Here is a 24890-nt window from a genome sequence, read left to right as displayed (position 1 = left end):
TCGTCTGCCGTAGCCACACTCATTCACCGTACGGGTCGAAATCGAAGTACTTCTTCGAGATTTCCGCATACTTTCCGTTTGCTCGGACAGCCGTAATTGCTGCATTGAGCTTCTCGCGCAGTGCCTGATCGCCTTTTCTCAGTCCACCGCCGATGCCCAATCCAAGGATGGCCGGATCGTCTTTCACATTTCCCATGTCCTTGCAGCATTCCTTGCCGAAGTCGGATTTGAGGAGTTCCGACAGCGGTATGGAATCGCCGAAGACGTAGTCGATCCGGCCAGCGGCAAGATCCTGGAACGCCTCATCGAGCGTCGTGTAGGTTTTTTCCGATGCCTTGTCGGCGAAATATTTCTTGTAGTATTCGGACTGAATGGTCGACACCTGGATGCCGATCGTCTTTCCCGAAACATCATCCGGCGAAGCTCCGGTCGTGCCATCCTTGGCGCCAATTAGTTTGCTCGGCGTGTTGTAGTATTTGTCGGTGAAGTCGATCGTCTGCTTGCGCTCGTCGGTGATCGACATCGACGACCAGATGACATCGAATTTTTTCGCCTGAAGCCCTGGAATGAGGCCGTCCCAGGACATGTCGACGACAGAGCAGGTTTCCTTCATCTCGGCGCAGACAGCATCCATCAGCTCGATTTCCCAGCCGACCCACTTGCCGGAGGGGTCTTTGGTGAAGAAGGGCGGATAGGCTTCGTTCATGATGCCAAAGCGAACTTCGGCACTCGCAGTGGCGATTGACAGGGCGAGCGCGGCCCCTGTCAGCAGGATGGACAGCAATTTCATTCAATTCCCCTTTCTTGAGTTTTCGTCAGGTTGGAAACAGGGAGGGTCAGCCGCTCAACGCGCCGGTAAATTCTCGGCAACGGGCAGTTATCGGCGCACCGAAGACTTGATCCGGCGACCCTTCTTCTTCGACGCGCCCCTGATGCAGGAACATCACGTGACTGGAGACGTCGCGAGCGAATTTCATCTCATGCGTCACGAGGAGCATCGTTCGGCCCTCGTCCGCGAGATCTCGGATAACCTTCAGGACCTCGCCGACAAGTTCAGGATCCAGGGCGGAAGTAGGCTCGTCGAACAGCATCACGGCCGGGTCGACACAAAGGGCACGAGCGATGGACGCGCGCTGCTGTTGGCCGCCCGACAGGAAGGCCGGATAGGCGTGCCGTTTCTCATAAAGTCCGACCTTCGCAAGCAAAGTGTCGGCCCGATCGATCGCCTCGCTGCGGCTCACCCCCAGCACATGAACCGGGGCCTCGATGGCATTCTGGAGCACCGTCAGGTGGGGCCAGAGATTGAAACTCTGGAACACCATGGCCAGGCCGGTCCGCATACGCTCGATCTGCCGCCAGTTGGCCGGATACCCCCGTCCGCCTTGGCCGGACTTCATGAGAACCTCTTCGCCATTGATGACAAAGCGGCCGCGATCCGGAATCTCGAGAAAGTTGATGCACCGCAGAAAGGTGCTTTTGCCTGACCCCGAAGACCCGATGAGCGAAATGACATCGCCCTTCTCAGCCGACAGCGATATCCCTCTGAGGACTTCATGGTTGGCATAGCTCTTGTGGACATTGTCCACGAGCAAGGCAGGAGGGGCCTTTTTCGTCATGCCTGTAGTTCCCTGAGGAATTCTTATTGGGTTTTGCCGGATAGTAGCCGGCCCGGTATGCGGCCTTCCCGCGTATTTGTTATCAGATACGCGGAAGATGAGCGCTCAACCAAGCTCTTATGCGGAAAAGCCAGCCTAGGCGCGATTGATGCAGATGACTTTTGGCTGTGTCATCTCTTCGTAGGCAAAGCGAACGCCTTCACGCCCCATGGCGCCATACTTGAAACCGCCGAACGGCATGGCATCAAATCGATAGTCGGAAGAGTCGTTGATCATCACTCCTCCTGCCTCGATCTGCCCAGCGGCATCCAATGCGTCGCCGATGTTGTTGGTGAAGACGCCTGCGTGCAGGCTGTATTCGGGATCGTTCGCCATCACGATTGCATCGGCGAGTGTATCGAAGCATTGCAGGAGGACGACGGGCGCGAAGACTTCCTCCACCCACAATCGACATGTCTTCGGCACACCTTCCAATACGGTTGGCTGATAGACTGTTCCTGCTCGACAGTGCCCGCACAGGAGCTTTGCTCCCTCCGTAATGGCGACGTCGACCATCGTCTCCGCGCGTTTGGCCGCCTGTTCCGAAATCATCGGGCCGACGTCGGTATCCTCGCGCTCTGGATTGCCGGCAAGCAGGTTGCGCGTACCAGCCACGAACGCTTCACGGAACCGCTCATAGACCGGCGCCTGGATGATAATCCGCTGGGTGCCGATGCAATTCTGGCCGGCAGCCCAGTACGCGCCCGACACGCACGCATTGACCGCCTTGGCGAAGTCACAATCCGCCAGGACTACGACAGGTGCATTGCCGCCGAGATCCATCGCGAGCTTCTTCAGCCCTGCTGTCCTGGCAATTACTTCTCCGGTCGCAAAACCTCCGGTGAACGACACCATTCGGACATCGCGCGCCGAGACGATCGCGCTGCCGAGGTCGGCGCCGCCGACAGCGACCGTGACGATCTCCTGAGGCAACCCGGCTTCGACCAGCGTTTCGACAAGGCGGATCGCCGAAAGCGGGGTCAGTTCGGACGGCTTCAGCAAGACGGCGTTGCCGCCAGCGATTGCCGGCCCGAGCTTATGGGCGACGAGATTGAGTGGGTCGTTGTAAGGAGTAATCGCTGCGATGATCCCTAGCGGCTCCCGCGTGAACCAGCCTTGACGCGCCTCGGAACCGGCGTAAGCGTCGAACGGAATGACCTCACCGGCGTTGCGTTTTGCTTCTTCCGCGGAGAGCTTCAGCGTGTTGACGCACCGAGAGGCTTCCTTGCGGGCCTGGACGATGGTTTTGCCGGCTTCCCGTACAATCAAGCGGGCAAAATCCTCGTTCTGGCGCTCGACGGCGCGGGCGGCCTTTTCCAATATAGTCGCTCGCTGGTGTCTCGGCAGCGCTCGCGACAAGACAGCTCCGGTTTTGGCGCGATTTATGAGCGCCGCAATCTGGTTGGCAGCCGTGCTTTCGACGCTGCCGATCACCGTTCCATCATAGGGATTTCTGACGGCTATCTGCTCGAACACATCGGCGACACGCAATTTTGCAGCGGTCATCACGCGGCCTCCTTCTTGTCGGCGGAAGGGCGGCACTGATGGATGGTGATGATGTCCGAGAGGAGCGCATAGGCCGTCTCGACCCTGCCTGCGCCGGGTCCGGTCACCGTCACCGCGCCGAGAAGGTCTGTCTTGAGCGAGATGGCGTTGATCGCCCCGCCAACGGCGGCGAGCGCATGATCGAGCGCAAGGCGCTGCGGTCCCACACGGGCTGCGATACCACCGTCCTGGCGAACCGAGGCCGAGCCGATCAGCTTCCAGCGATAGCCTTCTCGCGTCGCCGCGTCGATATCGGCCACGGTCAGGCCCGAAATACCCTTGCAGTCCACGTCCTGCGGCGTCAGCTTTCCACCGAGTAGTTCATTTGCGAGGATGACGACTTTCAACCGGACATCGTGACCTTCAACATCGGCAGTAGGGTCGGCTTCCGCATAACCGAGGTCCTTTGCTTCTTTTACCGCCTCCGCGAAGGAAAGCCCGCCCTCCATGCGGCCAAGAACAAAGTTCGAGGTGCCGTTCAGAATCCCTTCGAAACCATGAAGCCCGGCGCCCACGAGCGTCCTTTGGGCCATACGAATGACCGGGGTGCCGCTCATGACAGCCCCCTCATGTTCAAACATCACGCCGTGCGGTGCCCCGAGTGCCTTCAGCTCCGCGGCCGCCAGGGCAACCGGGCCCTTGTTGGTTGTGACGACATGCTTTCCGCTTTCGAGTGCCCAACGGCAATGGGATACGGCCGGCTCGCCATCGACCGGATTGGTGAAGGTCGCCTCGGCGACAATGTCAGCCGGAGCCTGCTTGATGACCTTTTCGTTGTCGGCTTCGGCACTGCCGCCGGACAGTTGTGCGAACCCGCCCCTCGCGAATCTGGTTTCCACCAGCATGCGCGCGTCGATGCCGTTGGGAGAAATGACTGAGCCGAGATGGAGATCGGTAACAGCGACGATGTTTAAACGGAAGCCGAGTTCGGCATTCCAACGATCATTGCTTCCTGCGATCAGCTCGGCCAAGGCGCGGTTGACACCGCCGAAACCGATAAGCGCGATATTGTACTGTGTCATGCCAATTCCTCTCGTGAGCGAGGGATCGATGATGGACGAGCCGAGAGGCAGGTCGAAGCTCGCAGAATGGCCAAAGAACTGGTCAGCCTGCACGCTGAGCCGGCAAAATGCCCGGAACGCGCAAAACGCATCAATTGTCGCGGGAGAAGCGAGCATCGGCCAAATTTTGACGATTGACCGCGATTGGGAACTATAGTCAGCGGAAAGTCTCAGGTGCGAGGAGAAAATGGCGGAGTTACTGGATCAGTTCGACCGAACCATCCTTGAGATCATGCAGCGGGATTGTCAGATGAAGGCGGAAGCCATTGGAGAGATGGTTGGCCTCTCAGCGTCCGCTGTTCAGCGTCGCATTAAGCGGATGCGGGAGGAAGGGATCATCTCCGCGGAAATCGCCCTTGTGGACCGCAAGGTTGCTGGAAGTCCGATGACGTTCATTGTCGGAATGGAGATCGAGCGCGAAAACTACGATGCTCTATCGAAATTCCGGACTTGGGTGGAGAAACAGGACCACATCCAACAGGTCTACTATGTGACTGGATCAGTGGATCTCGTTGCAATCATCACGGCACAGGATGTGGAGCAGTACGACGAGATCACCGCGCAGATCATGTCCCAAAATCCACAGATCAAGCGAATGCACACCAATGTTGTCCTCAAGGACATAAAAACAGGGATGTTTGTCCCAGTATCGCCATAGCAAATGCGACCGTGGTGATGTTTACAGTCTCGGCAATGCTTGCCGGCGTGGCGGTGATCGTGACCGCGCCGGTAGGCTTCGTTGGTACGCGAAAGCTGTCGGTGCGCTGTCGGAGCATCTGATCCGGGGAAATATGCGAATTGGTGGAACTCGGGAGCAGCTGAGTTTCGAGAACGGTCAACGCCTCATCTGCGGATTGTGCAAGGCGGAGCCGCTCCCGAACCTGAGATGCCCGAAGCAGCCGGCATATTCGCGAAAGGGCAGGGAGGAAGGCGGAAGAGGCTGAGCGCGGCCAAAGGATAGTGTAAACGAGATCGACTGGGTCGTCGTCGGGACCGTCGAAATCCACAGGCGGGGCCAAGCGTGTCAAAGACGCGACAGGCGAGCAGATGTTCTCCAGCAGAGCGTGCGGGATCGCCACGCCACGACCGATGCCAGTCGAGGCGAGGCGCTCGCGGTCGAAAAGACCGCGGAGAACCACCTTCTCGTCAAGTCCACTCCTTCGAGCGATCCTGATCGCGATTTTCGACAAGGCTGATTGCTTTCCTTTTGTCACAAGATCAAGCGAGATGTCTTCTTCCGACAAGATGGGGGAGATCATCAGGGTCAAACCTCCGCGTCGATCCAAACGCAAGCGACAAATGAGTGTTCAGCCGCGCTGCTTAGGCAGAAGCCGAAATCACTTTCGAATGAAGTTGAGATCCTGGCCGTCCCGGACGCGAAGCCAGGACATTCTCGCGTCCGGGTTAATGGCCCGTTTTGAGGCGTTTCGGCATTCGCCGGAAATCGAGGTTAAAAATATGCATAGCAGTTTGAAGGTAGTGAAAGATTTTTCGAAATCAAGCAAACCGTACGCGATCTGACGAGCAAAAATAGTGCACTGAGACAACAGTTAATTTCGTTTGACGACCGGAACAGTCTCCTGCTTGCTGGTTTGGACGCGATATGCCCGTCTCACCAATGAATATCGGTTGTCCACCTTCCTATAGATCAACGGTGGTCGCATTTTTAGTTCAACAAGGAGATACCGTGATGAAAAAACTCATCCTCGCAGTTGCCTTCACAGCGGGCAGTTCGCTTTGCGCCATGGCGGCGGATGAGGTCACCAAAGCCCCACCAGCGGCTCCTTACGAACAGGTCAGCAAGCTCGTGAAGCTGCCCGACTTCCTGCCGGGCATGGGCCAACTTTTCGTCGATCCGACGACATTGCCTGCCGGCCCGTTCCTTGCCTATGACCATGACGGCAAGCTTGTCAGCACCATCTATATGCTGCCGATCAAGGATCTCAATCCGGACAAGCGTTTGGACGACCTCAAGGCGCCAGGCGGCAATGTCGACCATGTCGACATCTACTACAATGCCGGGCATCCCGGCGTTCCGGAACCGCACGTCCACGTCGTGTTGTGGCACGTCTCTACCGCCGACGAAGCACGTGTCGCCAAATGAGCTTCACACGTCGTCAGGTACTGGGCGGGGGTGGCGGGCTTGTGGCTGCCCTTTCCCTCTCTCCCCAGGTCGCGTGGGCCGACGAGGTGGTGGAAATCAGAATGCGAGGCCGCGACGACGGCTCACAGGTCTGGTTCGACCCGATCGGCATCCTGGTCGAACCGGGACAGACGGTGCGCTGGACGAATCTCAATTCCGGCAATTCGCACACGACGACTGCCTACAGTCCGACGAACTTCGGGAGACCGCGCCGCATGCCCAAGGCGGCAAAACCGTGGGATTCCGATTACCTCCTGCCCAACGAGAGCTTTTCGGTCATTTTCATCGAGAAGGGGGTCTATGACTACTATTGCATCCCGCATGAGCACGCCGGAATGGTCGGACGTATCATCGTCGGCGCGCCCGAGGCACATGGCTGGAGCGAGCTGGTTGGCCCGAATGGCGATCTGCCGGAGGCGGCCCTCAAGGCATTTCCGAAAGTCGAAGACATCATGACACGAGGGTTCGTCCGGCGCGATCAGACCATGCCTACGGGACCGGGCTGAAACAAGGAAGATTGGATGCTGCGTCAGACCGGGGCACGAGTTCCCGGCTGTCGTCGATTGGGGAGGGCTCTCATGACAGGCGACGTGCATACATGCGAAAATCAGTCGCGGTCTCAAGCTGCGCGAGGCGGGCGCTCTCAGCTGCTGGACGCTTCTATCGATGGCTGGGCCGTAGTCGAGGGACGCGAGCGTGCGAGGAATCGCCTTGCTGCATTGGGCGAGATGACTGGCGGCATTGCGCATGACTTCAGGAACCTGCTGGCGGTCATCGAGTCCGGCCTGAGGTTTGCCGAAGCAAGAGCCGACGAGCCCAACCGTGTGAGGGCCTGCATCACGCTGGCGCGGGAAGGAATCAATCGCGGGATCGATTTGACCTCGCAGCTCCTCGCCTTTGCAAAGCACCAGGAACTTGATGCTCATGCTGGCGACGTGAATGAATTCCTCAGATCCTTCGCGCCTTTGCTGAGGTACGGCGGCGGACCCGATGTGCGCGTCGAGCTTGAACTCGGTGCAGAAATTCCCGACTGCCTGATCGATCCCGCATTGTTCGACACCGCAGTGCTTAATCTCGTCGTCAACGCGCGCGATGCCATGCCAAATGGCGGCGAGATCAGGGTCATCACCGGGCCCTTGGTGCAGGAGACCGCGACACCCGACCCGCCTGGGCCGGGAACCTATGTCTGCGTTAGCGTCAAGGACCAAGGTTGCGGCATGACCGCCGAAGTGTTGCGAAACGTGTTCGATCCTTTCTTCACCACGAAGGGTGAGGAAGGTACCGGCATGGGGCTGCCGCAAGTGCGCGCATTGATGCGTATGATCGGCGGCCATGTTCGCATCGCGAGCGAGCCGGGGATTGGGACGACAGTCGACCTGCTGTTCCCGTCAATCCGATCGGATGTAAAAGCAAGAATGACTAGAATTTAACGTCGCCGCCTGCAACGGCATGTAATCCTGACAGGGCAGGACCTACTACGCTTCCATCCGCACTTGCGGACTGCACCGCATAGACCGGATAGGAGAACTTGGGCATTTCAGGCACAAGATGAAGCCGGCCGGCTTCTATGTGAGGTTGCACGGAGCTCATTCGGAAATATCCGGACCCGCCAGCGGCCAGAACATAGTTCAATCCGAGCGGACCGAGGTCGAAGGAAAGATCCGGCGCAGCACTCGGGAAATTCACGCCGTGATGAAGCTCAAAATCCGGCCCCCAATCCATATAGACATAATCGGATCCGTCCAGGAGTTGCGCTTCGGGGTTGGTGGTCGCGAGAACCAGTTTTTCCTCAAGAAGCAGATCGATCTTCAAGCCCGGTCTGTGTGGGGGCGCGTACATGATGGCTATGTCGACCATTCCCGAGGCGACCTGGTTGATCAGGTCCTGTGGCACGTCGACGTGTACTCGCAGCGCGATATCCTGAAGCGAGCGGCGCATCCAGCGGACCCAGTCGAGCAGAAGAGGTTGCGCAAGGCTGACTTCGCTGCCGACCGTCAGGACGGCCCGGCGTCCCGGAGGCACGGCAACCTGGTGAAGGGTGCGTTGCCATAGTTGGACGAACATCGGAGCGTGCCGCAGAAATTGCTCACCCGCGGGCGTGAGCGAAGCGCCGCCTTTGTGGCGAACGAAGAGTGATCGGCCCAATTGTTGCTCGAGGTTGCGGATCCGTGCGCTGACGGTCGTCTGGGCGACGTTCAAGCGCTCCGAGGCGCGAATGAAGCTCCCGGTCGAGACGATCTCAATGAAGGTGCGAGCGAGTTCAATATCCATGACCGCTAATAGCATAAAAATTGCGCTTAAATGTCAATGAATTTCGTTTGCCACATAGTGGGCGCGAACATTAGGCTCTCCGAATACTCACCGGATTGAGCGCTGAACGCGGCGCAGCGCCGGGATGGAGCGGGCATAGGCCTCTCCATCCTCACCCCCTCGTTTGCCCGCGGTGTCACAGGAGCGATCATGTCGACGAATGAAAAGAACGGCCAAGGCGATGTCGGACGTCGTGACTTTCTAAAACTGTTCGGCGCGGCCGGCGCGGCAGCGGGCACCCTGCCGTTTGGCGGATCCGCATCGGCGGACGAGATCGTGGCAGCGGCCGCCACGGACACGAAGCACCATCACGCCGCCGAACCTCGTGCCCGAGGCGGTGGCTACGAATTCTTCAATGTCGACGAATCCGCCTTCGTCGAGGCGGCGGTCGACACGCTCATTCCAAACGATGCGGCCGGTCCCGGAGCCAAGGAGCTTGGCGTGGCGACATACATCGACCGGCAGATGGCCAGCGGATACGGCAAGGGCGACCGGCTTTATCTGGAAGGGCCGTTCGGCGAGGGTACGCCCGGGCAGGGATATCAATTGCCGATGACGCCCTCGGAGCTGATCCGGGCGGGAATCGCCGACGTCAATGCCGTCGTACAGAAAAGCCACAAGAACAGCTTCGCGGCCCTTTCGGCAAAGGATCGCGCCGCCACTATGGCGGACCTTGAGGCCACGAAGACCGAGCTTCCAACGGTGCCCGCTGCAACCTTCTTCAGCCTCCTTCTGCAGCTCACGATCGAGGGTTATTTCGCGGACCCGATGTACGGCGGGAACAAGGACGCGGCTGCCTGGAAGATGATCGGCTTCCCCGGCGCAGATGCCATGTACGCGGACAAGATCGAGCCGTTCCGGAACAAGCCCTACAAGGCTGAACCGAAGGGCATCCAGGACCTCATTTGATCGCCGCAAGAAAAAGGAGACTTTGACATGGCCACCAAACTGAACCCGGTCGATGTGCTGATTGTCGGTCTTGGATGGACAGGCGGCATCATTGCCAAGGAGCTTGCATCCACCAAGCTCAAGATCGTCGCCCTTGAGCGGGGAGGCCCGCGTGACACCAATCCGGATTTCATCGATCCTGAAATCCACGACGAACTGCGCTACGCCGCCCGCCACGACCTCATGCAGAACGTGCGGCGGGAAACCATCACATTCCGCAATAGTGCATCGCAAACGGCGCTGCCGATGCGTCAACTCGGCTCGTTCCTGCCAGGGCAGGGTGTCGGCGGTGCCGGCGTGCATTGGAACGGCGTGACCTGGCGCTGGCTCGAATGGGATCATCAGGCGCGCACCCGGACCGTCGACAAGTACGGCGAAAAGATCATCCCTTCGGACATGCACCTGCAGGACTGGCCGATCACCTATGACGATCTCGAACCTTATTACGACAAGTTCGAAAAGACCTGCGGCACCTCCGGGAAGGCCGGCAATCTCAACGGCAAGAAAATCGACGGCGGCAATATCTTCGAGGGCTCGCGCAAGGAAGATTATCCCAACCCGCCAATGATCGCCGCGCAGAGCATGGTGATGTTCGAGAAGGCGGCCCGCAACCTCGGCTACCATCCCTTCCCAAACCCCTCGTCCAACGCGTCTCGCGATTACGTCAATCCCGATGGCGTGGCGTTCGGCCAATGCCACTACTGCGGCTACTGCGAGCGTTTCGGCTGCGAGGCGAATGCAAAAGCCAGCCCGCATTTCACCGTTATTCCGCTGGCGCTGAAGAATCCGAATTTCGAACTGCGCACAAATTCGATCGTGCTGAAGGTCAATCTCGATTCGACCCGCAAGAAGGCCGTCAGCGTCAGCTATCTCGACGCTCGCGGGCGAGAATTCGAACAACCTGCCGACCTCATCATCCTGTCGGCCTACGCGCTCGGCAACGTCAACCTGCTGCTGCAGTCGGGGATCGGCGTTCCTTACGATCCCGCCACGGGTAAAGGCGTGGTCGGCCGAAACTATGCCTACCAGTGCGGCGGCGGGGCTACCGCCTTCTTCGACAAGAAGACCATCCTGAACCGCTTCATGGGCGCCGGCGCGCTCGGCACCTGCATGGATGATTTCAACGGCGACAACTACGATTTCGTGAAGGCCGGATACATCGGCGGCGGCGGTATCAGTTGCAGCAACTCGGGCGCCCGGCCTATCCAGTCACATCCGACACCCCATGGCACGCCGCGCTGGGGCTCGGACTGGAAGAAGGCAGTGGTCGACAACTATGACCATGCTGCCAACGTTGGCAATCAAGGCGCGGTGATGGCCTACAGGCAGAACTATCTCAGCCTCGATCCAACCTATACGGACATCTTCGGACGTCCGCTGATGAGGATGACGTTCGACTTCCAGGACAACGAGGTTAAGCAGATGAACGGCCAGGCTGACATTTGCGTGAACATCGCCAAGGAGATGGGTGCGATCAGGGTCGATCGGAGCATTCCGCCGGTGCCCTATTCCATCGTTCCCTATCAGAGCACCCACAATACCGGCGGGGCCGTTTTCGGCGCCGACCCCACCACCAGCGTCCTGAACAAACATCTTCAGGTCTGGGATGTCCCGAACGTATTCGTCACCGGCGCCTGCGTGTTCCCGCAGAACGCCGGGAAGAATCCGACCGGACCGGTGGGCGCTCTTGCCTATTGGGCGGCGGACGCGATCAAGAATTATCTGAAGAACCCCGGCCCATTGGTTCCCTCCTGAGGCAGGTCTGCCGGGTCCGGATCCACGCTTCGGATCCGGCAGACTGTGCGTTTCGAATACCGACATAACCAGGGTGGCTTGGCGACAACCAAGCCGCCCCTGATTGAAGCACGCGAAGATGAGATCGACGATTCTTGGATTGACGACCGCGGTTCTCACCGCAGTCGGCTCTGCGCAGGCGCAGGACAAATCTCCTGGCAATGCTGACGCCGGCGCCTCGGTCTTCAAGAGATGCATGGCCTGCCATGCGGTCGGGCCCGACGCCAAGAACGGGGTAGGGCCGGTATTGAATGGCGTCGTTGGCCGTGCGGCAGGCACTTACCCTAGTTACAGCTATTCCGCGGCGAACAAGAATTCGGGCCTGACCTGGGATGAACCGACGCTGACCACATATCTGCACGCGCCGCGCAAGTTGGTGCCCGGCACGAAGATGACATTCGCTGGTCTCAGCAAAGACCAGGAGATCGCCGATGTGATCGCCTATCTGAAACAATTCAACGCCCAAGGACAGAAGGCCTCTCCCTGAGCCAGGGACGATCTGTCCGGCTTGCAAAGCACAATCTTATGAAATTCCTCCTGCATCAGGGCCTGGGGTATTCGACCGTTCATCAGATCGGCGACTACCTGCGAAGCCACGGAACCGGCCATCACTGGATCGAACGGTATCGGGGCAGCATCTTCGTCATCGTATCCGATCAAGCCGACGAGATGATCCTTCGAAACGAGTTCTCCGGGCTTCTCGATGCCGTCAACGAAAGGAGACGGACGGATGAGCGGAAAAGCCATCGACGAGAGCATAAAACTGAAGCGCGCCTATGAGAGCCCAGCTGCCGACGATGGCACGCGGGTGCTGATTGACCGGCTTTGGCCGCGCGGGGTCAAGAAGATCGATGCCGGCATCGACTGCTGGATGAAAGAACTCGCGCCAAGCACCGAGCTTCGGAAATGGTTCGGACACGATCCCGCCCGCTGGGACGAATTCCGTCGGAGATATGCGGCGGAAATCCACGCGCATGGCGATGAGCTCGACCGGCTCCGCGACCTGATACGACACGGCCCTGTCACGCTCGTCTACTCGGCTCATGACGAGGCCCACAACGATGCCGTCGTCCTGAGAGAGATTTTGCTGGGACATCGCTAGAGACGTCGCGCCGCCCTGCCTTTGTGCCATCAAGGACATGGGGCGTGTGACCACTACAGCGGGTTCAAATCACTTTTCTGGAACCAAACCGAGCAAGGTTCATCAAATCATCGAGGAGACGCACAATGAAATTCTTTGTCGATACAGCCGATATATCTGAAATTCGCGAGCTTGCCGCGGCAGGCTTTGTCGATGGGGTGACCACGAACCCGTCGCTCATCTCGAAGACCGGTCGGCCGATCAGGGATGTGATCAAGGAGATCTGCGGGACGATCGAAGGCCCGGTTTCAGCGGAAGTCACCGCGACCGACTTCGACGGCATGATTGCCGAAGGAGAGCGTTTGGCGAGCATCGCGACCACCGTGGCCATCAAGGTACCATCCACCTGGGATGGGTTCAGGGCTTGTCGGGCGCTCGCTCGCCTCGGCCACAAGGTCAATGTCACGCTGTGCTTTTCCGCAAACCAAGCATTGCTTGCGGCCAAGGCGGGCGCGACGTTCATTTCGCCCTTCATCGGCAGGCTCGACGACCTCGGATTGGACGGCATGGAAGTGGTCCGGGAAATCCGCGCGATCTACGACAACGACGCATGCTACACGACGGAAATCCTGGCTTCTTCAATACGCACTCCACTCCATGTCAAAGCTGCGGCAATTGCAGGCGCCGATATTGCGACCATTCCCCCAACTGTACTTCGGAGCCTTGCCAAGCATCCACTCACCGACAAGGGGTTGGCATCCTTTCTCGCGGACTGGGGCAAGACCAGGCAAGCGATCCTTTAAAACTTGCTGGCCGGCGGTCCGACTTGAGCCGTGAGCAGTCCAAGGGACGGGCTGGTCGAGAACACGCGCCGTGGTGACACCGACAGCCTCAAAGTGGCCGGCATGTTCACTTTGTCCTCACTTCGTCCGTCCATCACATGCTCCTGGAATCCAACACAAAAAATGCATTCAATCGCTCACTAAATTCGTTTGCATGGTGCCCTGGATGGCAGGAGACTGGGACGTAGCGGTTCCGCTTTAGTCGGGAGCTCCGGTGAAAACGAAAGCGTCGGTCTGAAGGCGCGCCTGGATGGAACATGTTCAGGGCGTGCGAAGTCTATCGAGGCTCCAGTTATCGATCTTGCGCTGAGAATCGCCAACGGAGACGAAAATGGCTGGGAGCCATTCGAAGGCAAACGGTCCGGATCTGGTTCAGGGCATCGCGATCGCCGATCTTGAGGATGGCGGCAAGCTCGTCGGCCATTGCGGCGACGAGCAGGTGCTGCTGGTGCGCCGCGGGAGCGAGGTATTCGCGGTCAGCGCGACATGCACGCATTACGGCGGGCCGCTCGTCGACGGTCTGGTAGCAGAAGACACGGTTCGGTGTCCGTGGCATCACGCGTGCTTCGATCTGCGCACGGGCGAGGCGCTGCGCGCGCCCGCCTTCAGCCCGCTCGCCTGCTGGTCTGTGGAACAGCGAGAAGGCAAGATATTCGTGGTCGAGAAGCGTAAACGAACGGCACCGGTGGTGCGAGATGGCGGTGCGGCTCCGGAAAGAATTGTCATTGTCGGGGGTGGCGCGGCTGGTTTCGCTGCCGTCGAGACACTGCGGCGTGAGCAATACCAGGGCAGCATCACCATGATCAGCGATGACCAGGCGCCGCCCGTCGACAGACCGAACCTCTCAAAGGACTATCTCGCCGGCAGGGCGCCGCAGGATTGGATTCCGATGCGCGGCGAGAAGTATTATTCGAAAAACAACATCGACCTGCGTCTCGACACAAAGGCCGACCGCATCGACCCGCGGTCCCGCGAGGTTGTGCTGTCGGATGGCAGCACGATTTCTTACGAAAGGCTGCTCCTTGCCACGGGGGCCGAACCAGTTCGGCTTGCTACCCCCGGAGCCGAGCAATCATTTGTCCACACGCTGCGCTCTTTCGCCGACTGCAAGGCGATTATCGAGCGGGCCGCGAATGCGCGACGCTGCGCCGTGCTCGGCGCCAGTTTCATCGGCCTCGAGGTTGCGGCGGCGCTGCGCTCGCGCGGCATCGACGTTCATGTCGTAGCGCCGGACAGACGGCCTATGGAGCGGGTCCTGGGTCCGCGGATGGGCGACTTCATCCGCGCCCTCCATGAGGAGAAGGGTGTCGTCTTCCATCTCGAGGCGACTGCGGCCAGCATCGACGGCAACAAGATGAAGCTCAGCAGCGGCGGCACGTTGATGGCGGATTTCGTCGTGGCCGGCGTCGGCGTCAGGCCACGCATAGGTCTCGCCGAAAAGGCCGGGCTCAAACTCAATCGCGGCGTTGCGGTGAACGCGTTTTTGGAAACAAGCGCGCCCGGAATTTTCGCGGCCGGCGACATTGCCCGGTGGCCCGATCCGCATAGTGGCGAGAATCTTCGGGTAGAGCATTGGGTGGTTGCGGAGAGACAAGGTCGCACCGCCGCACTCAACATGCTTGGCCATCGCGAGAAGTTCGCGGCTGTGCCGTTCTTCTGGAGCCAGCATTACGATGTGCCCATCAACTATGTCGGCCATGCCGAGCGATGGGACGAGATCTCGGTCGATGGAGACGTCGCGGCCAGGGATTGCCTGCTCCGATTCAAACGGGAGGGGCGCACGCTCGCTGTCGCCTCGATCTTCCGCGACCTGGAAAGTTTGCAGGCCGAGCTGGAAATGGAGCGCCAAACGGCAAGCTAGAACGCGCTCTCGAGCACGGGTGGGAGCGCACCGAGAATGACGCAGCCGAGCATGTCACCGTGACCGAAAGGAGACCGATCTATGTCCGCATTGCAACAGGACGTTGCCAGGGATTTGCAAATCATTGCGCCCACTCAGCATCATTCAAAGATCGTCGAGTTCGCCAAGGAGGTTGCCGAACAAGAGTCCCATCAGATGCCGACGTCGGTCGCAATCTTCTCCGACAGCGGTCGTTGGTACTGCCAGGTCCGTCGCGGCAATGAAAAGACCCGGCCGATGGGCCCCTATACCAAACGAGAGGCTGAACGGGTTCAGGAAGTTCGCAGAGCCTTGATCGCCAAAAGAGGCACCGCTCGGATTATGTTCGAGTAGGCGGGGACCTGACGATCGCGCCGGCCGGCGAACTCCTCACTCCAACCATCGTTCGTCCTTGAGGTTGTTGAAACCTTGCCGGATCTCGCGGCGGGCCCTGTTGACGTTTGCGTTCCGGCGCCGCGATCAACCGCAACCAACGGAAGGAAAGCCAACATGGGCTACAAGTCGATCGTTCTCAACCTCGACATCGACGGGATGGTCGCTCCTGTTGTCAAGCTCGGAGTCGATCTCGCCCAGCGCTTCGACGCGCGCCTGATAGGTCTGTCGGCCGCCGACGTTCCGCCGCCGGTTGTAATGGAAGGTGGAGTGGCCTTCGAAGGCGAGAGCATGATGCGCCAGCGCAAGAACATCAAGCGACGGCTCGAGGACCTCCACGCGCAGTTCGAAAGCATTGCTGGCACGACGGTTCATACGCAATGGCGTGGGACCGTGGGCAATCCGACCCGCTCGCTAATTGAATCGGCGCGGTTGGCCGATGTCATCGTCACAGCATCGCCGGAGGGTGCCAGTTTCGACGACGCGTATCGGTCGACCGACCTCGGCAATCTGATCCTTCAGGCCGGACGGCCCGTATTTGTGGCAGCGACCAACCAGGAGAATTTCCGCATCAACAAGGTTCTGGTCGGATGGAAGGACACGCGTGAAGCCAGGCGCGCGGTTCTAGATGCCATGCCCTTTTTGCGGATGGCTCAGGAGGTTCGGGTCATTACGATCGACGATGGCCCAACTGACCAAACCTGGAACGGGCTGGACGATGTTGTCGCCTTCCTGGACATGCACGGCGTAGAGGCCAAGGCGGAGGTGTTTCCGGAAAAATCCAATGGCCGAACGATCGCCGACGTCGCCGGCGCAATGAACGCGGATCTCGTCATATCCGGCGCCTATGGCCACAGCAGGTTCAGGGAGTGGATCTTCGGCGGCGCTACCCGCTCGCTACTTGAAGCTGATCGGCTGAACCGGCTCATGTCGAACTGATCGCCGGCACCGATGGCGGAGTGCATCCCACCTGCTGACAGATTTCGCGAACGCATCCCAGCCCGCTGGGTTGGTGCTCGTTAACCGTGACAAGCCTGCCGCCGGACCCTATCGCAAGAACTCAGGCTTGTTGTTGTTCGCCCTCGGTGGCGATCAACATCCAGTTCCGCTTCCTTGACTGGGTTTGACAGGCGAACGTCCACGTATCGATCATCTCAACGATCTCCCGGGGATCGCCGGCGACGACTGCATTGTCGGCAGAGCGTGTAACGCTGACCACGTCGGAAACGTATCGAACAACTATCTCAGCGGTGCCATTCTCCACGAAAGCATCGACAACCTTCGTTTCGTCTGTCCTGATGAAGGTGAGTTCCAGCATCTCTTGCCGATCGCGGCGTTCGACGATCACTCGCTCGAAGGCATCAAGCACTTCCGGCCCGACGAGGCGCTGCAATGTCTGGATGTCACTCTCCGCAAACGCCCGCAGTATCGCTTCATAGGCCCTCCTGGCGCCAGCCAGAAATGCCGCGGGATCGAAATCCGGGTCGATCTTGCGAAGCGCATCCTGGGACATGTCCGCACAGGATGTGTGTTCGGCACTTTCGTCCCGCCGCGCCGCTGCAGTGTCCCGCTTGGCCCTCTCGTCGTTCCAGCGGGAGAGGAGCTGGCTCCAACTCCCAAGCATTGCCCAATAAAGCGCGAGAATCGCAACGAGAAGGATCTGGCTGGTCGGGTCTGAAGTCTCGCTCATGACATTCACCCATCGACTTGTCGAAGATGCCCATATCAGTGGATCCGGGGCAGCCTTTCCCACTGATGGAATGGCGGCGGCGACGGCAGCTGCCATTCAAGCGTGGTCGCCCCTTCGCCCCACGGGTTGGCGCTGGCAGGGCGCTTCCGGCTGAAAGCTTCTGTGACCGCGACGAAGAAGATGAACAGCCCCGCGGTCGAGATGTAGGAGCCAATCGAGGACACGAAATTCCAGCCGGCGAAGGCATCGGGATAGTCAGCGTAGCGGCGCGGCATGCCGGCCATGCCGAGGAAATGCTGCGGGAAGAAGACGAGATTGACGCCGATGAACATCGTCCAGAAATGCAGTTTCCCGAGCGTCTCGCTGTACATGTATCCGGTCATCTTCGGGAACCAGTAGTACCAGCCAGCGAAGATGGCGAAGACCGCGCCCAAGGACAGCACATAGTGGAAATGGGCAATCACGAAATAGGTGTCGTGCAACGAGCGGTCGATGCCGGGGCTGGCGACCATGATCCCGGTGACGCCGCCGACGGTGAAGAGCAGGACGAAGCCGATAGCCCACAGCATCGGTGTCTTGAACTCGATCGATCCGCCCCACATTGTGGCCAGCCACGAAAACACCTTCACGCCTGTGGGAACGGCGATGACCATCGAGGCGAAGGCGAAGTAGCGCTGGCTGTCGAGGGAGATGCCGGTCGTATACATATGATGCGCCCAGACGAGGAACCCGATCAGGCCGATCGCCACCATCGCATACGCCATGCCGAGATAGCCGAAGATTGGCTTCCTGGCGAAGGTCGAGATGACGTGGCTGATGATGCCAAAGCCGGGCAGGATCATGATGTAGACCTCCGGATGGCCGAAGAACCAGAACAGGTGCTGGTAGAGGATCGGGTCACCTCCGCCGTCGGGAACGAAGAACGTCGTGCCGAAGTTGCGGTCCGTGAGCAGCATCGTGATCGCTCCGGCCAGCACCGGCAGCGACATCAGCAGCATGAAAGCGGTCACCAGCATCGCCCAGGCAAGGAGCGGCATCTTGTGCATCGTCATTCCTGGCGCGCGCATGTTGAAGATGGTCGTGATGAAGTTGATCGCTCCGAGGATCGATGACGCTCCCGCAAGGTGGATCGAAAGGATGACGAGATCGACCGCGGGACCAGGCTGGCCGGAGGTCGAAAGCGGCGGGTAGAGCGTCCAGCCGCCGCCATGGCCGAGCGTGCCCGGCGCTCCCGGCACGAACATCGAGGTGATGAAGAGGATGAACGCCATCACCAGCAGCCAGAACGAGATATTGTTCATGCGCGGAAACGCCATGTCGGGTGCGCCGATCATGATCGGCACCATCCAGTTGCCGAAGCCGCCGATCAGCGCCGGCATGAGCACGAAGAAGATCATGATGAGGCCGTGGGAGCTGACCACGACATTGTAGGTCATCGGATCACTGAATGTCTGCAACCCGGGCTCCTGGAGCTCTATCCGGACCAGGACCGAAAGCGCGGTGCCGAGAATCCCCGCCAAGATCGAGAAGATCAGATAGAGCGACCCGATATCCTTGTGGTTGGTCGAGTACAGCCACCTGACCAGAAACCGGGGCTTGTGGTCTTCCATCGCTGCCGCTGGATTCGACATGGTGCGCTACCTGCCTTTCATTGCAGGCAAGCCTGATGGCTCTCGCGAGGGACGGCATTCATCCGCCGCGATCGGAGAACCAGGCGCTGTCTGCTTCGTGTTTTCAGTCGTCCGTGACATTGCGTCCATCGCAATGTCGTGGGCTTTGGAGCCGATCGGGCGTAAGCCGATGGCCAGCGGTCCGCCTGTGCATGGCCGCGAGCTTTCTGTCGAAGAAACCGCCGCCACATTCCGAGGCGCCAGCTCCGTACCGCCCCAAACGTGCTACGGAGGGAAGAGAAAGGCAAACGGAATTAAATGCCGCGTAAGTGCAAATTTATTGCTCTTGCAAGCGAGCCGGTGGGAGGGGCGGGTCTTTAGGGATCAACAACCACAACGGAGCACAACTATGCCGGCAATTTCGACATCGGCGCCGAAGCTCGCCATATTTGAGGCAGGTAAGCTCGAGGTCACGCAAGGCGCCGGAACTCATCTATTCGGGGGCATGCAGCGGGAGAGAGCGGACTGCGGGAGGCTAGGCGGATTTAAAGCGACGTTGTGAAATGATCGTTCCCCCCAGGCGCGAAGCCACATGGCTGGCAGGTGGATCGACAAGGAAAAAATGCCTTATCCGTTTTACACTATCGGTCATTCGACCAGGTCGATTCCGGAATTCGTTGCCCTGCTGCATGTGGCAGAAGTCGCCCTGGTAATCGACATAAGAACCGTCAGACGCTCGCGGGCGAACCCGCAATTCAACACCGAGGTGCTTGCGGAAAGCCTGGCTCCGTCCGGCATTGGATATGAGTACATTGCCGAGCTTGGCGGCCTGCGGGGCAAGGCGCATGACATTCCACCAATGCTAAACGCGTTCTGGATTAACCAGAGTTTTCACAACTACGCCGACTACGCGTTGTCGGCGGAGTTTCATGACGGCCTGGCCCGGCTTGTATCGCTCGGCAGGGAGCGGCAGTGTGCCGTCATGTGCTCGGAAGCGCTGTGGTGGCGCTGTCACAGAAGGATCGTCGCGGACTACCTGATCAGCCGCGGCGAGTCCGTTTTTCATCTGATGAGCCATGACAAGGTCGTGCCGGCGAAACTCACCGACGGCGTGAGGGCAGGAGCCGATGGAATGCTTGTCTACCCGCCTTCACAGCCTTCGGCATAGTCGAGCCCTCAGGCAGCCGACGGCCCCGGGTCGTCGAACCCGGCGTTGAAAGCCGCCGCAACCTTGTTCTGAACTTCGTCGTGCGGTTCATCGGAACGATGGACGGCCCGCGGACCGTGTCCATCCAGCCGCAGCGAATCCGATGCAGCAACTCCCGCCAGTTTCAGTCTCTCGCGCCTTGCGGCTTCTGGTTGGTAAACCACTTCATGCACCGTCAGCGTTTCAAGCATCCCGTCCGCTGTCGGAATGGACATCGACTGCCCCTTGGCCAGACCGAGCAACGCCAGGCCTCGCGGATTGGTGATAGGCAAAAAGCATGCCAACCAGACCGCGCATCTGGTCATGTGCGACGATGCGGGTTTCGGCAGGACCGTCGTTCACCCGATAGGCCACGCGGCTGCTGAGTGTCACGACGTTCGCTGGGATGTCATCGCGAAACATGACAACTGCGCTCGAAATCTTCCGCTGGAGAACTAGTCGAGAGAGGTTTCGTCGCGGATCGGATGGCGTTCCCGTATCACTTGAAGAATCGTGTAATCCTTGGTGGTCAGTTGGCAGGTGTCTATATTGGGCATGGTACGTCTCCAGCCGGCCCGCACAAGGCGATCCGGCAACTGCAGTTGATCGGATGTGAGGAAGTACCCCTGTGCCGGACCGAGATGAGCCGGCGCAGGGGTCAGACTCCCGCGATCAAGCTGCCTGCATGATTGAGGAGACGGACGGAGACGCCCATGTCAGACGCTCGCCGCCATCGTTGGAGACGCAGGTGCGAGCTGACTGACTCCATCACCTTGCGGGGCGGGCTGGGTCACACCAAGCACCAACAGTTCGTGCCGGCGCCCGTCTCGGGCGGTCCACATGATTGACTGTCCAGCCGAGAGGCCGATCAGGGCTGTGCCAATCGGTGTAAGAATCGAAACCTTGCCTTCGGAGATGTCAGCATCGCCAGGGAAAACCAGCGTTACCGTTCTCCGATCACCGGTGTCGGGCTTGAACGTCACAGTTGAACCCATCCGGACGGTACCGGCGGAGACCCAACCATCGGCGACGATCCGCGCGCGCTCGAGCTCGGCGAGCAGCTCATCGGAAGCCTCCGGATATCGTGCGGCGAAAGTGCTCGCGAGCACCGATAAGCGCGCATGATCCGACTGCGAGATGCGGATATTCGGCTTGCGCCGGATTTTCGAGTTTTTCTGCATCTAATGCTCATATTTCTACTGGCTCAGCCGCCATCAAAGGTGGCGGACAGGCGACTTCGGAAATTGATCCCAGTGCGCCAAAAGGTTGGAGCCCTGCTGATCCTAACATGTCGATTAAGCGTTACCCCTCGGCTCGGGGCGCATTGGCAGCCGGGCCGGGGGTTAAGATCCCGCGATGGGGCAAACCCGGAAAAGAAAATCACGACAGAATTTGGCTGCGGCGTTCATATAGGTATAGTTGGTGACGTAATTCGTGAAGTCAAGGCGGACAATGGCAGGCTCAGCCGCAAGACCTGCCAAAAGCGGCACTTTGAAACAGTTGAGCCAGCGCCTGGGGTGACTCGGCGGACAAACGAGACCATCGTCACTTAGATCATTACCCAAAGTCTCCCGAAGGAAGGGGATGGTGATCTCATGGACGAGGAAGACGGAACCTGGCATGAAAATCCTTGCGGCGACAGATTTTTCCACCCGGTCACAACGGGCATTGCGGCGGGCCGGCCTTCTGGCCCGGAACGTTGCCGCGGAACTCACGCTCGTCCATGTCGTCGACGACGACCAACCCTCAGCCATAGTCCGGCTCGAAACCCGCGAGGCCCGAAGATATCTTGCAGAACAAATGACCTCGATCGCCGAGTTGAAGGGACTCCAATGTGATTTCGCAGTCGTGACTGGGAATCCGTTCCGCGGCATTTTGAATGCGGCCGAGGCGCGCGGGGTCGATCTCATTGTCATGGGCGCGCACCGCAAGCAATTGCTCCGTGATGTCTTTGTGGGAACGACGATCGAACGTGTGATCCGCACCGGACAATTCCCAGTGCTCATGGTGAATGCTGAGGTAGAACATTCCTACAAAAAAGTGATGGCTGCCGTGGATATGTACGAGCCGTCGGCGCGCGCAATAAGCACGGCGAAGGAAACCGGATTGATAGGCGAGGCCAGTTTTTCGCTGGTCCATGGGTTCGATGCCTTCGCCAAGGGAAAAATGTCAAATGCCGGAATAGGCAAGGACGAGTTGGCGAGCTACGTGGCGACAGAACGTTCGCAGGTGGAAAAAGAACTCATAGCATTTCTGGAAGCGAACGACTTTGACGTCGACAATTGGTCGCTGCAAATTAGGGAAGGCGGCCCGGTCGAGGCGATCATGGAGGCAATTAACGAGGTGGCGCCCGATCTTCTGGTGATCGGAACGCATAGCCGTTCGGGCTTCATCAAATTATTTCTGGGAAGCGTGACAGAAAGCCTTCTGCGTTCGGTCGACGTGGATGTTTTTGCGGTACCGCCTATCCGAAGTTGATCAAGGTCCGCATGGATCATCATCGTTGTTCGTCTTGGGAATCCGCGGTCACCACGAATTGAGCGGGACGCCACCATGCCCTCGCTGCGGTCCCGTGAAGCGCCGCGCGTGCCATGAGTTTCCCGCAAACGACCAACGCTAAGAGCAGACTGTTCAAAGTGTACCCAGAAGCAGCGGTGGGCTCGCTGATTTCGATTACATCGCCTCGCGCGCGGTGTACCGTTGAGGACCCTGCCCAGGATCTATGGAACGGCATCCGTGCCAACGATGCCCCCCTCATTCTCGAGAACGCTGATCCGCCTGACCTCGGAGCGGTTTAGTTTCAGGCGAACCCCGATACCGCCGCCGTTCTCGGCAATAAAAAAGGCGCCGGCGCCTTCGAGCGCGATTTGGAGCCTATTACAGACTTCGTAGTCGGGGAGTGTGATCCGACGTTCGAATTCCTCGATGGCCAGCGCATCCACGCCTGAATTGCTGGCGAGCTTTTCACGGGTCCATTCGACCAGCGCGCGAGCAGCGCGGCATTGAGCTCCAGTGATCGTCATAAGTTACCCTTTCAGACGCTTTCGGGAGCGACATCGCTGTCTGCTGAAAGCCAGTATGCTCCGGCGCGATGGCTCGACCCGTCAGAAATGGATATCGAGTCCGAAAAAGGGAAGGGCCGATGCCGTTGGCTGGTGTCGAAATTGTGAAGCTCCCGTTCCGCTTTCGGCCCTTTTCAGACATCCAGTCTCATATTCAGTTGGTAACCGTGTTCGCCCCTACAACATAACTTAGCCCGGCAGCACGCGATCGGCTTGTGCCCAGTCGGACGAATACCATTGTTCCGCGAAACCTGCCCCCCGGCTGTAGGTCAGTGTCAAAAGCTAACTGCGCGAGGCCATACAGCTGGCAGCTACGTCCTTGGCGAGGCCTAAGAATGTGCATGCGAGCCATCCGCCTCACCACGGACGGGTGAGTGGCCAAACCCTAGCATTCGCTCGAGCGCGCTGAAGCCGAAACTGCGACAAATGCCATTAGGATGACGGATAAGCTGCCGACGAGCGACGAAATCTGAGCAATAAAACCCAACAATCCAGGCCCAAGAAGCAATCCCGCGTATCCCATCGTCGTCACGATCGACATTGCCCGAGCAGCAGAAGTGCCACCTGCACGCCCGGCGGCGGCGAAAAGTGTGGGCACGACGTTTGCTAGGCCAAGACCGCATATGGCGAGCGCAATCAGAACAACAGGAAGATTGCCGCCCATCAGGATCATTGTGAACACCGAGCCTGCGCAAACTATTGTGCAATAGCGCAACATCGGCATCTGGCCGATCCGCTTAACGATGGCGTCACCGAATAGGCGGCCGGTTGCCATCATGGTTGCAAATGCCGCAAAACCATAGGCGCCTGTGCTTTCTGCTCCTCCGGATCGGGTCACGATGTAAATAGCGCTCCAATCCATCATCCCGCCCTCGGCCAGCATCCCTAAGAATGCCAGGCCACCAAGCAGGTAAAGATGCTTCCTTATTGCATTATCGAATTTGCCATCCGTCGCCTCAATGGAGTCGGCAGGATCGTCGAACCGGCCTGAATTGTTCCATCCTATGCAGGCGACGACCGCGACTGCCGCAACACCAAGTCCCGCCACCCCAAGACAAACGGCCAAGGCGCCGCCGTTGGACAGTATCTGGCCGACAACGAATGCGCCGATCAGGCTTCCGAAACTGAATACGGCATGAAAAGAGGACATTGCTTGCCGACCCATGTGACGCTCCACTGTCGAGGCATCAATATTCATCGATACGTCGAGCGTCCCGAAACCGATACCGGCAAAAAACACAATCAACGCCAGCCAATAGGTGCCACCGGCGTACGGGAGGGCCAACAGCGCTGCGCCGAACGTTAGAGATCCCAGCAAGCTGAGCACACTGCTCGGGGCAATGGCAGCCAAGCGACCGATATTGGTCATCATCACAATTGCGCCCAGAGCGAAGCCAATCAGGATCCACCCGAGTTGCGCCTTGTCCAGTTCCATTTGAGCGCTGAGGACTGGAAGTGAGGACGCCCAAGCTCCGATGCCGACGCCTGCTCCCAAAAAGAAAAGGCTGCAAAAGAAACGGCTGCTTCGGATCGCAGGGGAGATCGTCGAGCTGTAGTTCACTATCGCTATTCTCTCTGGTGTGGCGTTCAAATTGAGACACCGGTGATTGGAGCGAGGCCGTCATGGTTGGTGGTGGCCAAGGCAGGCCACCGCGGGCGCCGGCTAATCTTTGAGAGGGAGCAGGGTCGCG

General features: G+C 59.2%; 27 protein-coding genes. 15 read left to right on the top strand and 12 right to left on the bottom strand.

From position 1 onward, the window contains the following. Positions 1-19 precede the first annotated feature (19 nt). The 4 genes from EJ078_RS04805 to EJ078_RS04790 form a co-directional block, all read right to left on the bottom strand. Positions 20-790, bottom strand: coding sequence for a transporter substrate-binding domain-containing protein (locus tag EJ078_RS04805; RefSeq protein WP_127215643.1), 771 nt, complete (start codon positions 788-790; stop codon positions 20-22). Between the two features lie 46 nt (positions 791-836). Beyond that, positions 837-1616 carry an ABC transporter ATP-binding protein gene (locus EJ078_RS04800; RefSeq protein ID WP_127215644.1) on the bottom strand — a complete coding sequence of 260 codons (780 nt, stop codon included), beginning with the start codon at positions 1614-1616 and terminating at the stop codon, positions 837-839. Positions 1617-1751: 135 nt separating this feature from the next. After that, positions 1752-3161, bottom strand: coding sequence for an aldehyde dehydrogenase family protein (locus EJ078_RS04795; protein ID WP_127403175.1), 1410 nt, complete (start codon positions 3159-3161; stop codon positions 1752-1754). After that, entirely contained in the window at positions 3161-4222 is a 1062-nt protein-coding gene (locus EJ078_RS04790; protein ID WP_127403176.1) for a homoserine dehydrogenase, read from the bottom strand. The genes EJ078_RS04795 and EJ078_RS04790 overlap by 1 nt, the downstream gene beginning before the upstream one ends. 226 nt (positions 4223-4448) lie before the next feature. On the opposite strand from EJ078_RS04790, the gene EJ078_RS04785 reads away from it, so the two are divergent. Further along, a complete protein-coding gene (locus EJ078_RS04785; RefSeq protein ID WP_127216083.1) occupies positions 4449-4919 on the top strand; it encodes an Lrp/AsnC family transcriptional regulator in 471 nt (156 codons plus the stop codon). Here the strand turns inward: EJ078_RS04785 and EJ078_RS04780 are convergent. After that, a complete protein-coding gene (locus tag EJ078_RS04780; protein WP_127216082.1) occupies positions 4876-5520 on the bottom strand; it encodes a PTS sugar transporter subunit IIA in 645 nt (214 codons plus the stop codon). The two genes, EJ078_RS04785 and EJ078_RS04780, sit on opposite strands and share 44 nt — an antisense overlap. A 431-nt stretch (positions 5521-5951) precedes the next feature. Here EJ078_RS04780 and EJ078_RS04775 point away from each other — a divergent pair, with 431 nt between their 5' ends. The 3 genes from EJ078_RS04775 (at position 5952) to EJ078_RS04765 (ending at position 7834) form a co-directional block, all read left to right on the top strand. Further along, positions 5952-6365 carry a DUF5602 domain-containing protein gene (locus tag EJ078_RS04775; protein ID WP_127216081.1) on the top strand — a complete coding sequence of 138 codons (414 nt, stop codon included), beginning with the start codon at positions 5952-5954 and terminating at the stop codon, positions 6363-6365. A 41-nt stretch (positions 6366-6406) separates the two neighbouring features. Then, entirely contained in the window at positions 6407-6910 is a 504-nt protein-coding gene (locus tag EJ078_RS04770) for a plastocyanin/azurin family copper-binding protein (protein WP_245457100.1), read from the top strand. A gap of 72 nt (positions 6911-6982) precedes the next feature. Next, positions 6983-7834, top strand: a complete 852-nt coding sequence (locus EJ078_RS04765; RefSeq protein WP_127216079.1) for an ATP-binding protein — start codon at positions 6983-6985, stop codon at positions 7832-7834. On the opposite strand, the gene EJ078_RS04760 is transcribed toward EJ078_RS04765, so the two are convergent. Then, entirely contained in the window at positions 7824-8675 is an 852-nt protein-coding gene (locus EJ078_RS04760) for a LysR family transcriptional regulator (RefSeq protein ID WP_208721089.1), read from the bottom strand. The two genes, EJ078_RS04765 and EJ078_RS04760, sit on opposite strands and share 11 nt — an antisense overlap. A 189-nt stretch (positions 8676-8864) precedes the next feature. On the opposite strand from EJ078_RS04760, the gene EJ078_RS04755 reads away from it, so the two are divergent. From EJ078_RS04755 to EJ078_RS04715, 9 genes are all read left to right on the top strand, one after another. After that, positions 8865-9623 (top strand): gluconate 2-dehydrogenase subunit 3 family protein, encoded by a 759-nt coding sequence (locus EJ078_RS04755; RefSeq protein WP_127216077.1) that lies wholly within the window; start codon positions 8865-8867, stop codon positions 9621-9623. Positions 9624-9650: 27 nt separating this feature from the next. Then, positions 9651-11417 (top strand): GMC family oxidoreductase, encoded by a 1767-nt coding sequence (locus tag EJ078_RS04750; protein ID WP_127216076.1) that lies wholly within the window; start codon positions 9651-9653, stop codon positions 11415-11417. 118 nt (positions 11418-11535) lie between these two features. Beyond that, positions 11536-11943 (top strand): cytochrome c family protein, encoded by a 408-nt coding sequence (locus EJ078_RS04745; protein WP_127216075.1) that lies wholly within the window; start codon positions 11536-11538, stop codon positions 11941-11943. A 38-nt stretch (positions 11944-11981) separates the two neighbouring features. Then, entirely contained in the window at positions 11982-12236 is a 255-nt protein-coding gene (locus EJ078_RS04740) for a hypothetical protein (protein ID WP_127241940.1), read from the top strand. Next, positions 12187-12558 (top strand): DUF488 domain-containing protein, encoded by a 372-nt coding sequence (locus EJ078_RS04735; protein ID WP_095800014.1) that lies wholly within the window; start codon positions 12187-12189, stop codon positions 12556-12558. The genes EJ078_RS04740 and EJ078_RS04735 overlap by 50 nt, the downstream gene beginning before the upstream one ends. A gap of 125 nt (positions 12559-12683) precedes the next feature. Beyond that, positions 12684-13340, top strand: a complete 657-nt coding sequence (gene fsa, locus EJ078_RS04730) for a fructose-6-phosphate aldolase (RefSeq protein WP_127216074.1) — start codon at positions 12684-12686, stop codon at positions 13338-13340. A 370-nt stretch (positions 13341-13710) separates the two neighbouring features. Beyond that, positions 13711-15240 carry an FAD-dependent oxidoreductase gene (locus EJ078_RS04725; protein ID WP_127403177.1) on the top strand — a complete coding sequence of 510 codons (1530 nt, stop codon included), beginning with the start codon at positions 13711-13713 and terminating at the stop codon, positions 15238-15240. Between the two features lie 81 nt (positions 15241-15321). Next, positions 15322-15612: a hypothetical protein gene (locus EJ078_RS04720; RefSeq protein ID WP_127216072.1), complete on the top strand. Its 291-nt coding sequence runs from the start codon at positions 15322-15324 to the stop codon at positions 15610-15612. 156 nt (positions 15613-15768) lie between these two features. Continuing rightward, entirely contained in the window at positions 15769-16590 is an 822-nt protein-coding gene (locus EJ078_RS04715; protein ID WP_127847257.1) for a universal stress protein, read from the top strand. 121 nt (positions 16591-16711) lie between these two features. On the opposite strand, the gene EJ078_RS04710 is transcribed toward EJ078_RS04715, so the two are convergent. Continuing rightward, positions 16712-17341, bottom strand: a complete 630-nt coding sequence (locus EJ078_RS04710; protein WP_164750354.1) for a Tim44/TimA family putative adaptor protein — start codon at positions 17339-17341, stop codon at positions 16712-16714. 35 nt (positions 17342-17376) lie between these two features. Further along, positions 17377-18972: a cytochrome c oxidase subunit I gene (ctaD, locus tag EJ078_RS04705; protein ID WP_127213901.1), complete on the bottom strand. Its 1596-nt coding sequence runs from the start codon at positions 18970-18972 to the stop codon at positions 17377-17379. 601 nt (positions 18973-19573) lie between these two features. On the opposite strand from ctaD, the gene EJ078_RS04700 reads away from it, so the two are divergent. After that, positions 19574-20119, top strand: a complete 546-nt coding sequence (locus tag EJ078_RS04700) for a DUF488 domain-containing protein (RefSeq protein ID WP_127213923.1) — start codon at positions 19574-19576, stop codon at positions 20117-20119. Positions 20120-20127: 8 nt separating this feature from the next. Here the strand turns inward: EJ078_RS04700 and EJ078_RS04695 are convergent, their stop codons facing one another. Further along, complete coding sequence (locus EJ078_RS04695; protein ID WP_127213902.1) at positions 20128-20400, bottom strand: hypothetical protein; 273 nt, start codon at positions 20398-20400, stop codon at positions 20128-20130. 453 nt (positions 20401-20853) lie between these two features. Further along, entirely contained in the window at positions 20854-21318 is a 465-nt protein-coding gene (rnk, locus tag EJ078_RS04690) for a nucleoside diphosphate kinase regulator (protein ID WP_067330551.1), read from the bottom strand. Positions 21319-21757: 439 nt separating this feature from the next. Between rnk and EJ078_RS04685 the strand changes: the two genes are divergently transcribed. Beyond that, a complete protein-coding gene (locus EJ078_RS04685; RefSeq protein WP_208721088.1) occupies positions 21758-22615 on the top strand; it encodes a universal stress protein in 858 nt (285 codons plus the stop codon). A 242-nt stretch (positions 22616-22857) separates the two neighbouring features. Here EJ078_RS04685 and EJ078_RS04680 read toward each other — a convergent pair whose 3' ends face one another. Further along, positions 22858-23160, bottom strand: a complete 303-nt coding sequence (locus EJ078_RS04680; RefSeq protein ID WP_067330561.1) for a hypothetical protein — start codon at positions 23158-23160, stop codon at positions 22858-22860. 424 nt (positions 23161-23584) lie between these two features. Next, positions 23585-24760 (bottom strand): MFS transporter, encoded by a 1176-nt coding sequence (locus EJ078_RS04675; RefSeq protein WP_164750355.1) that lies wholly within the window; start codon positions 24758-24760, stop codon positions 23585-23587. Positions 24761-24890: the final 130 nt, after the last annotated feature.

The sequence above is a fragment of the Mesorhizobium sp. M1A.F.Ca.IN.022.06.1.1 genome, assembly GCF_003952605.1.
Taxonomy (GTDB): domain Bacteria; phylum Pseudomonadota; class Alphaproteobacteria; order Rhizobiales; family Rhizobiaceae; genus Mesorhizobium.
Note: the sequence above shows the minus strand (reverse complement) of the source record. Positions and strands in the feature narration are given on the sequence as shown.